Below are 9711 nucleotides of genomic sequence, written 5' to 3' on the forward strand. Positions count from 1 at the left end.
AGCAGCGTCTGCCAGCCGTAGGCGTCGAAGCGCTGCCGGACGTTTTCCGTGAACGACCTATCGAGTTTCCCGTCCAGAGAAATAGCGTTGGAATCATAGAGGACGACCAGATGCCCGAGCTTCAGCCGGCCGGCCAGCGAGGCCGCCTCGGCCGACACCCCCTCCATCAGGTCCCCGTCTCCGCAGAGCGCGTAGGTCCGGTGATCGATCACGTCATACCCGTCCCGGTTGTACGTCGCCGCCAGATGGGCTTCAGCCATCGCCATGCCGACCGCCATCGCGATCCCCTGCCCGAGCGGGCCGGTCGTCGCCTCGACCCCGGCCGTATGCCCGTATTCCGGGTGACCCGGCGTTCGGCTGCCCCACTGGCGGAACTGCTTCAGTTCCTCGAGCGGCAGGCCGTAGCCGAACAGGTGCAGCAGACTGTACAGCAGCATCGAGCCGTGCCCCGCCGACAGGACGAACCGGTCGCGGTTGAACCACTTCGGGTCGGCCGGATTGTGGCGCATCGTTTGCGCCCAGAGGGTGTAGGCCATCGGCGCCGCGCCCATCGGCAGCCCCGGATGGCCGGAATTGGCCTTGTCGATCGCGTCGATCGACAGCGTGCGGATCGTATCGATCGACAGTTGTTCAATAGATGTTGTCATCATCGTGCATCTCCCTTAATGGCTATTCATCAGACTTGAGTAGAAATGTGGTTCCAATTCCCGCACACTTGATTAACGAACAGATAAATGAATCATGACCTTTACCTTAAAATACAGATTTCGCCATCTATGAAACCCTTTACTTGCCGGACTGAACCGTCTTTTCCGAGTCCGTCAGAATCGAATAGCCGAGCGCCTGAATATCTTGATTGAAGGCTTTGACCGTGTCCAGCGAGACCTGTTCGAGCGGCTTGCCGACTTTCTTCAGTTTCCCGATAATTTCCGGCGTGCAGGTGATGATATCGACGCCGAGCCGGTCCGCCTCGTAGACGTTGAACAGTTCGCGCGAGCTGGCCCAGAGCAGGTTTGCGCCTTTTTTCGCCCGGCAGATCGCGACGGATTTTTTCATGTACGGAATCGGGTCGCGCCCTGTGTCGGCGATCCGGCCGGCAAAGACGGAGACGATGTTCTCCACTTCCGGATTCAGCGCTTCCACGGTCGCCTCGACCTGTTCTATCGTCAGGATCGCCGTCACATTCAGCGAATAGCCTTTGGCTTCCAGCTTGCGGATCAGCGGGATGGACGATTCGCCCTTCGTGTTCGTGATCGGAATCTTGATGAAGACATTCGGGCCGAAGGCATGGATTTTTTCCGCCTCTTTTTCCATCGTCTCGAAATCGTCCGCAAACACTTCAAAGGACAGCGGCAGATCGGGAATCTTTTCAACCACTTCCTGGGCGAAGGCGACATAGTCTGTGACGCCCGCCTTCTTCATCAGGCTCGGATTGGTCGTGAAGCCCGAGACAAAACCGGACTGATAGGCGGAGAGCATGTCGTCCAGCACTGCACCATCCGCGTAGATTTTCACTTTCAGATTGTTATCCATGATGAGTTCCTCCTAAAATGAAGTCTACTTGCGAGATTGACAAACTAAAAAATTAGTATTGAAAACCAATCGCCGTTTATTCGACGTTAGTGTGCATCCTGGCGGCATCTTCTTCAGACGTATGATCGCGCTGGCTCAGCTTCAGGCAAAGTGCGTCAAGCGTAATATGAACCGCCTGATCAAAGAGCGAGCTGAGCAGCTGAACCGATTTCCGGTTCTGATCGCTCTTCGTCGCACCGGGAACAACAATCGTGCAGTCGGCCAGTTCAGCGAGCGGGGAATCCGGCTTGCTCGTCGCCGCGATGATCGCCAGGCCCTTCGCTTTCGCCGCTTTCGTGTCATTGACAACGTTTTTCGTCTTCCCGGAACCAGAGATCGCAAAGTAAACATCCCCCTCCGCAATGGCGGGTGAAATCGTCTCGCCGATCACGTATGAGGTATAGCCGATGTGCATCAGCCTCATCGCGAATCCCTTGGCCTGGAATCCGCTCCGGCCGGAGCCGTCGACAAAAATCCGTCTGTTCTTATCCAGCAAAGCCATTGCCTGCTCCAATTGGCTTTCATCCACCTGGCGAATCACATCTTCAATTTCATTCACAATTAAATCAACCGTTCTCATCTCATGCCATCGCCTTTCTGAAATTTTGTGCGGCTAAAGCCGGATCCCCGGCTTTTGTGATCCCTGAACCGACAATCACAATTTCGGGAGAAGACTCCTTCAGTTTTTCGATGCTCCCCAGATTAATGCCCCCGGCGATCGCGATTCTCCGGACAGACGGGAACCGCTTTTTAAAAGCCAGAATGTCGCCGTTCGGATCGGCAGTCGCGCCTTTATCCACTGAAGTGTGCAAACAGTAAATCGCATTAGAAAAATCGCTGATCCGGCCGATTGTCTCAGGCGCACACTCAAGAAGGTCGATCATCATTTCACGGCCGGTCTGCTCTGCGACCCGATAACATTTTTCAATCGTCGCTACAGACGACGCTCCCATCACGGTCAGAATATCCGCACCGCTCCGATAGCCCTGGCGAAATTCATAGTCGCCTTCGTCAATCGTCTTCATGTCGCCCAGCAAAGCGGTGTCCGGCGCCGCCTTTTTCAGCGCGGCAAGTGCCTGAACACCATAGTCCTTGATTAAGGACGTCCCCGCTTCAAGAATATCCGAGTAAGGGGCCAGTTTTCTCGCAAATGATTCCGCCTGATCAAGGGGAACACGATCAATCGCAATTTGGAGTTTCAACAGTCCTTCACCTTCTCTGTACCTGTCATGACTTGCCTTAATGATGCCCGGTTTCAGATAACGTTAAAGGTCTCCTCGTTTGATTTTGACGGGATAGACTTTGTCACGTTTTCCTTTATGAATCTGTCAAGCTGCCCGCGGTTTGGAAGTCCCTCATTATCGCTGATATGCTGCACTTGAATCGCGCCGATCGCATTGCCCCGCTGCAGAAGTTCGCGATCCGGCAGATGTTCGAGCAGCCCGGTAATCACGCCAACCGCGAATCCGTCGCCCGCGCCGACTGTGTCAACAACATGATCGATTTTGAAACTCGGGACAACGGTTTCAGATAACGCGCCGTCCTGGCGTTCTTTCTTGCAGTACGAACCGGAATCTCCCAGCTTGATAATCACTTCTTTTGCCCCGTTTTTCAGATAAAAATCGGCAATTTCCTCTTTCGTCTGTTTCCCGGTCAGCCTTTTGCCTTCTCTGAATCCCGGAAGAACGACATCGCAGAGACCGGCTAGCTGATTGATTCTCGCCGTCATGGTCGCTTCGTCTTTCCAGAGGGTCGGGCGAAGGTTCGGGTCGAACGTGACCAGCAGATGATGTTCACGCGCTTTTTGGATCAGATTCAGGGCGGCCTGAAAGGTTTCAGGGCTGAGGGCCGGGAAGATGCCCGTCATATGAAGCACTTTAGCTCCCGAGAAATCAATTCGGTCAATGTCGTCCGGAGAAATCTTTGAGGCGGCCGACCCTTTTCTGAAATAGACGACTTCCGGATCCCCGACATCGGTCTTGCTTTTCAGCTGAAATCCCGTCGGATGACTGGTAAGAACCGAAACTTTCTCTGTTCCGACACCTTCATGTTCCAGAAAGAGCCTGATGTATTGGCCGAACGGATCATCACCGACCTGGCTGATCAGCGACACACTGTGCCCAAGCCGTGAAACACCGACCGCCACATTGACTTCGGCACCTGCGATATACCTCGTATAGTGTTGAACCTTGCTCAATTCACCCTTCTGATCCGCAACAAACATAACCATCGGTTCACCAATTGTGATCACTTCACTCATGATTTTGCCCCCTCCCTAGCAATAGTTAAAGCATTTATTACTTTATTAAACTCCCGTCCAATGGCTTCGCCACCGTCAATCGGGTATTCCATAACCAGCGGTATGTCTTCCGGGCATGCGCGTATTGCCCGGCGCCAGTCAATCTCTCCGTCATCGAGAGGCACTGTATGCAAGCCGCCGGATGAGGATACATTTTTCAGATGGAAAACGGTCGACAGAGCACCAACTTTTTTTGCAGCAGCCTGCGGATCTTCGTGCAGCCAGAGCCAGTTTCCGAGATCAAAAGTATAACCGACAGGAATACACACCTCGTTTAAGAGTCTGAGTGTATCTGAAACAAAATTCAGTCGTCCGTTTTCCAACGTCTGATCATTTTCGATGGTCAGCTCTATCTGATAAGAATCAACCAGACACGCGATTTCCCGGGCCCCGACTTTGTCAATCCCTTTCGGTTCGCCAATGTTCAGCTTTATGTTCCGCGCGCCGATCGTTCTTCCTTCCCGGAAATACTTCTCCAACTCCGGGGAAACTCCGCCGTTTACAAACAGTTTTTCAGGAACGGAATAGAACACGTTCAGTCCGGTCTGCGCCGCCTGCTCCCCGCATCGCTGTAAATCTTCAAGTTTATCGTTTTCTAAAAAGTACTCTCTTCGGCATTCAATCCCGGACGCGCCAAGTCTTTTTACATCCGCAAACAGTTCAGACTGCTTTTTCATGCCGGTATCCAATAGTTTCTTATAAACGAGTGTATTGATGTAGAGATCTCTCACCAGGAACCCTCCCCTTCTATGTGTATCGATTAACGAAAACGATTACAAAAAATAACACTAATTAACCTGTCAGTCTGTCGATCCCCTGATCACTAAATTGGCTGGAAGTTCGAACAGCTCAGGCGCGCCGGTCCGCTTGCCCTCTAGACGGTCAATCAGCAGTTCCGCCGCTTTCCTGCCCATCTCGTAAGGATCCTGCTGAATGACCGTGATGCCCGGCGGAATCAGTTCGCCCCATCCCCAGTCATCGTAACCGTAGATGCCGATTTCTTCCGGAATGGACCAGCGAAGTTCATGCAGAATCTGCAGGAGAATGAGCAGCATCTGCCCGTTTACGGCGAAAAGCGCCATCTTTTCATGCGGATAAAGCCTTTTCAACCGCATCAATTTCTCCTTGATCTCAAGACGATTATTTTTATCAATAATCAGCGCACTGTCGCCGCTCCGGTGTAGCGCATCCTCAAGCGCTCGTTGACGGATCGACCGGGTGCTGATGTTGTTAATAGCTTCCGAGACAAAAAATATCCGAGTATACTGATTTTTAATCAGGTAAGCCGTCGCCTGGAAGGTTACATCGTAGTTGTTCGACGTCACGCAATCAAATAAAAATTCTTCAATCTGACGGTCGATAAGCACAACCGGTATCCCTTCTTGATTCATTTCGGCATAAATCGTGCTGGAATAGCCGGTCGGATTGATCAGCAGTGCATCTACATTATGATCAATCAACGACAGAATGCCCTCTTCCTCATTTTGCTGACTGTTATCCGTGTTCAGAATCAGCATGTGGTAATCACGCTGCTTGCAGATATCGTTAACACCTTTCATCAGGATAGACGAGAAAGGGTTCTCGATATCCGCAATGACGACACCCAAAAGATTTGTCTTCTTCGATTTCAGGCCTCTGGCGATGCTGCTGGGCCGGTAGTTCAGCTCATCAATGACTTGCTCGATCCGGGTTCTTGTTTTCAGCGACATGTATTCGTACTTTTTGTTCAAGTATCGTGACACCGTCGTTGTTGAGACACCCGCCGCTTCGGCTACAGCGGATATGGTTGCATGTTTTGGCGTTTCGTTTTTTCCCATTGATGATCACCCGCGGCTTTCTTCACGTTCCAGAGTCTTGTTAATCGATTGCTAACACAATTATTATAGCGCTTTCATTAGCAAAATCAAGTCAATCGCATAATCTTCGAAATTCCATTGTTATGCTTTCATCTAGCGTGGCTTCCTGCTGCTGAATGTTTGAAATCCGGGACTACCGGATCTTCCGGATAGATGTGCTCCTGCAGTTGTTCCGCCTGCAACATGCCCCGGGCAGCCGGCAAACCCCATTGTTCAGAACCGCCGGATTCAAGTTTTTGTTCCGGCATGATATCTTTCTTCAGAACCCCGATGAGCAGCGCGGTTGTGACAACGCCGATCAGAATAGCGAGAACGAACAAGCCCTGTTGGATCAGGCCTCCCTGCACAATCGGCAGAACAAAGATGCCGCCGTGCGGCGCGGGAAGTGCGATATGAAACATCATGGTCAGGGCACCGGCAACCGCCGAGCCCGCAATCCCCGACGGAATGATTCTTAAAGCATCCTTAGCCGCAACCGGCATAGCGCTCTCTGTAATAAAACTTGCGCCAAGCACAAAATAAGTCTTGCCCTGATCACGGTCAAACGCGTCAAACTTTTTCTTAAACAGGACGGTTGCAAGACCGATGCCGATCGGCGGAACCATGCCTCCCGCCATAATGGCTGCCATAGGATAGAAATTGCCCGAACTGATCATGGCAAGGCCGAATGTATAGGCAGCCTTATTGATCGGGCCCCCAAGGTCCACGGCCATCATGGCACCGAGGATCAGACCGAGAATGCCCAGGCTTGTTCCGCTGAAACTGCTTAAAACCGAAACCACCCAGTCATTAAAAGCTTTCATCGGAAAGGCAACAACTTCATACATAATTGTCCCGGTGGCAAGGACACTGAGTACGGGATAGATAAGCACATTGCGTAGATTCACTAAACTCTTCGGAAACCAGGAAAAAATGCGATTCATTAGGCAAATCAGATAACCCGCGGCGTAGCCGGCAATAATCCCTCCAAAAAACCCGCTTCCTGTGCTTGTGGCAATAAGGCCGCCGATCATCCCCGGTGCCAAAGCAAGATTACCTGAAACACCGTAAGCAATAAAACCGGCCAAAATTGGAACCATTAATGCAAAACCGTTCCCGTGTCCAATACTATAAAGCAATGCAGCAACTTGATTATAAGACGGGTCACCCGGCTTTGCCGCATTGATGCCGAACATGAAGGAAACAGCCATCAGAATTCCGCCGCCGACAACAAAAGGGATCATATGGCGGATACCGGTCATCAGGCTCTCATAAAGTTCATGACCGATAGCCCCACCCGGTCTCCTGCCAACTTTTTCTCCCGTATTTTGTTTGCTCACTTTAATTCCTCCTTCCTGTTAATCGATTAACTAAATCGATTAACAGCTAACTCAACTTTGAACACCTATAGTGTAAGCGCTTATCATTTATTTTGCAATCCCTTTCATAAAAATTATTAAAAAAAATATGATGCGCAGTACAGAGAGTGCGCATCATATTTTTAATTATATGCTTATAATACTTTTAGGCTATAGAGAGAAGGCGTTTACCTTTCAGAGAAATGTTTCACTCTGCGGGAATTTTCCCAGTTGTGCATTGACAATAAAGTTGTTTAAAAATGAAGCCGTGAAGCCGCATTCCTATGCTGTAAAATTGTTCCATTACAAAATAAAGTTGTTTACTCAACTTTCGCAGTCTAAAAATCCGGTCAAACGCTGAGTATCACACGCTCCACTGTTTGTGACTTAGGAAGCTTGACTCAATAGAAAGACACCTCACTTTTTGGTATAGTGAATCTGTCGCAATACACTACCAAATAGAAAAGGTGTCCTCTACATGATAGCGAATTTCATGCAAAAGAATCAACTCCCTGAAGAAATTAAAGCAACATTTGATGAACTGCAAGTCTTGAAACATCTTCGTCAGGCCGGCATCGTTAAATCTTTCGGCTTTTCCTGCGGCACTCTCTTTCAACTCGTTTTTCGTCTGAGCTTCACCCAGAAAAACTGGTTTCGCTTGCTGGAGAGCCATAAGGCCGCGGATTTGCCAGGCAAGGACACGATCTATCGCTTTTTAAATTATCCGAAGTTTGCCTGGCGCCGATTTCTGTTGGCACTCAGTGTATTCACGATCACAAAAGTCAGTCACTTAACGCGTGCCCATCATACCAAGGTGCTGATCGTCGATGATTCGTCCTTTTATCGTAATCGCAGTAAAAAGGTCGAGCTCTTGGCCCATTGCTTTGATCACGCGAAGAAAAGGCACTATAAGGGATTCCGTATGTTAACTTTGGGATGGTCCGATGGGACAACCTTCATACCGGTTGATTTTTCGTTACTGAGTTCCAACAAAGAGAAAACCCGAGTTAATGACATCAATCCAACAATTGACAAGCGTTGTTCCGGCTATAAGAGACGAATGGAAGCTCTGCAAACAGCGCCGAACCAAATTCCTGAGATGGTTAACCGGGCTCTGCGCAGCGGAATTGACGCGTCCTACGTCTTGATGGACAGCTGGTTTACCCAGCAGCCGCTGATTCGATCACTGACCGATCAAGGCATCCACGTCATTGGCATGGTGAAGCCGACCAACCAACGTTACCGGGTCGCTTCGCAATGGTTGGGATTAAAAACGCTGTATCGATTCGCTAAGCCGGTGATCGGCCACAAAGGCATTTTACGTTCGATTCGTACCCAAATGGCGAACGAAGTTCCGGTCAAGGTGGTATTCGTTCAAAATCGTCATAAACAAAGCGAGTGGCTGGCCATTTTAAGTACCGACTGTACCCTGACGGAACAGGAAATCATCCGGACATACGGTATGAGATGGGATATTGAACTTTTTTTCAAAGCAACCAAGTCTCTTCTCAAACTTCAAAAAGAGTTTCAGGGCCGATCCTATGATCTCCTGATTAGTCATACGACGATTGTCTTTACTCGTTTTATCCTCTTGTCCTGGCAGAATCGCTGCAGTACGGACGATCGGACGCTGGGTGGCCTGTTTTATGAACTTTGCGACGAAATGAACGAGCTGGATTGGGTCGTTGCCTTAACGCAACTGATGGCTATTCTACAGGATGCTTTAACAAAAACAAAAAAAGCGATCAAAAAATTAGTGACTCGTCAACTCCAACAATGGATGGACCATTTGCCTCATTACATCAAGGTTTGTCTACCTAATTTGAGCTGCGAAAGTTGAATTTAAAATTGATAAATACAAATAAAGTTGTTTACTCAGAGCAACCCAAACAGCGTTCTTCCGTTTAATTAAGTCGTCATGTAAAAAAAATAGTTATATACTCATGTAGTCACCCCATGATTCAATCTAAGATTTCATGATAAAAAAGTCCTTTACTGCTTTATAATTAGAGAAATGGTCTGTTGTGCAGTTGACGGACAATGCGCAACAGTTCGATCGAATTTAGAAAGCTGAACCCAATCAGGAGAAAGTCGTGGACTTCTGTCAAGAAAGTGGACACCTAGAAATGAAAGACACTTGTCTCAAAAGCTACCGCGCTGCGCTTGGTCTGGGTTGAGTGACGAGAAGTACAAGAGACTACTTCTCGTCACTCAACCCCAAATGGGGCAATTATGAGACGTCGGCAATCGTCTGAGCGTATTTCTTTTCGAATGCTTCAGGCGAACAGTAACCGAGTGTGGAATGCCTCCTGTGTCGGTTGTAACGCTGGCTGATGTAATGATTGACAGCATTTATGGCTTCAGCCCGAGTCTTGAAACGCCGTCTGTAAATCAGATCCTTCTTGAGCGTGGCATGGAAAGACTCCATGCAGGCATTGTCATAGGGGTCTCCCTTTCGGCTCATACTGATCGCTATTTTACAGGCTTGAAGAGTCTCAATGTAGTCGTTGGAACAATATTGTGAGCCCCGATCAGAGTGGTGGATCAAGCCTTCCGGCGGATGGCGTCGGGCTATGGCCATCGTAAGGGCTTGAAGAGGCAGCTCCTTTTTCATGTTGGCCTCCATATGCCATCCGACCACCTTTCT

At 49.5% G+C, this 9711-nt stretch carries 10 protein-coding genes; 1 reads left to right on the forward strand and 9 read right to left on the reverse strand.

From position 1 onward, the window contains the following. From IEX81_RS16325 to IEX81_RS16360, 8 genes are all read right to left on the reverse strand, one after another. Positions 1-647 (reverse strand): thiamine pyrophosphate-binding protein (locus IEX81_RS16325; protein WP_506003423.1); only part of this gene is annotated, 647 nt, incomplete at its 3' end. 139 nt (positions 648-786) lie between these two features. Next, entirely contained in the window at positions 787-1533 is a 747-nt protein-coding gene (locus tag IEX81_RS16330; RefSeq protein WP_188805290.1) for a transaldolase, read from the reverse strand. Between the two features lie 76 nt (positions 1534-1609). Continuing rightward, positions 1610-2152 (reverse strand): 6-phospho-3-hexuloisomerase, encoded by a 543-nt coding sequence (hxlB, locus tag IEX81_RS16335; RefSeq protein ID WP_188805293.1) that lies wholly within the window; start codon positions 2150-2152, stop codon positions 1610-1612. A gap of 1 nt (position 2153) precedes the next feature. Beyond that, on the reverse strand, positions 2154-2774 hold the full coding sequence (locus IEX81_RS16340; protein ID WP_188805294.1) for an orotidine 5'-phosphate decarboxylase / HUMPS family protein: 621 nt from the start codon (positions 2772-2774) through the stop codon (positions 2154-2156). Between the two features lie 53 nt (positions 2775-2827). Continuing rightward, positions 2828-3832 (reverse strand): sugar kinase, encoded by a 1005-nt coding sequence (locus IEX81_RS16345; protein ID WP_188805296.1) that lies wholly within the window; start codon positions 3830-3832, stop codon positions 2828-2830. Continuing rightward, complete coding sequence (locus tag IEX81_RS16350; protein ID WP_188805298.1) at positions 3829-4602, reverse strand: sugar phosphate isomerase/epimerase family protein; 774 nt, start codon at positions 4600-4602, stop codon at positions 3829-3831. Before IEX81_RS16350 ends, IEX81_RS16345 begins: the two co-directional genes overlap by 4 nt. Before the next feature lie 69 nt (positions 4603-4671). Next, positions 4672-5688, reverse strand: coding sequence for a LacI family DNA-binding transcriptional regulator (locus IEX81_RS16355; RefSeq protein ID WP_188805300.1), 1017 nt, complete (start codon positions 5686-5688; stop codon positions 4672-4674). Between the two features lie 128 nt (positions 5689-5816). Continuing rightward, the gene (locus tag IEX81_RS16360; protein ID WP_188805302.1) at positions 5817-7046 is read right to left on the reverse strand and encodes a PTS fructose transporter subunit IIC; all 1230 of its coding nucleotides are present in this window, start codon (positions 7044-7046) and stop codon (positions 5817-5819) included. A gap of 496 nt (positions 7047-7542) precedes the next feature. On the opposite strand from IEX81_RS16360, the gene IEX81_RS16365 reads away from it, so the two are divergent. Further along, positions 7543-8904 carry an IS4 family transposase gene (locus tag IEX81_RS16365; RefSeq protein ID WP_188805304.1) on the forward strand — a complete coding sequence of 454 codons (1362 nt, stop codon included), beginning with the start codon at positions 7543-7545 and terminating at the stop codon, positions 8902-8904. A 390-nt stretch (positions 8905-9294) separates the two neighbouring features. Here IEX81_RS16365 and IEX81_RS16370 read toward each other — a convergent pair. After that, on the reverse strand, positions 9295-9711 hold a 417-nt coding region (locus IEX81_RS16370), incomplete at its 5' end, for an IS3 family transposase (protein ID WP_188805306.1).

It is taken from the genome of Sporolactobacillus putidus (genome assembly GCF_014647035.1).
GTDB classification, from domain to species: domain Bacteria; phylum Bacillota; class Bacilli; order Bacillales; family Sporolactobacillaceae; genus Sporolactobacillus; species Sporolactobacillus putidus.

Bases quoted from the DNA above. Each gene is read 5' to 3' on its own strand.
- IEX81_RS16330 (WP_188805290.1), bottom strand. From the start codon at position 1,533: ATGGATAACAATCTGAAAGTGAAAATCTACGCGGATGGTGCAGTGCTG.
- hxlB (WP_188805293.1), bottom strand. From the start codon at position 2,152: ATGAGAACGGTTGATTTAATTGTGAATGAAATTGAAGATGTGATTCGC.
- IEX81_RS16355 (WP_188805300.1), bottom strand. From the start codon at position 5,688: ATGGGAAAAAACGAAACGCCAAAACATGCAACCATATCCGCTGTAGCC.
- IEX81_RS16345 (WP_188805296.1), bottom strand. From the start codon at position 3,832: ATGAGTGAAGTGATCACAATTGGTGAACCGATGGTTATGTTTGTTGCG.
- IEX81_RS16365 (WP_188805304.1), top strand. From the start codon at position 7,543: ATGATAGCGAATTTCATGCAAAAGAATCAACTCCCTGAAGAAATTAAA.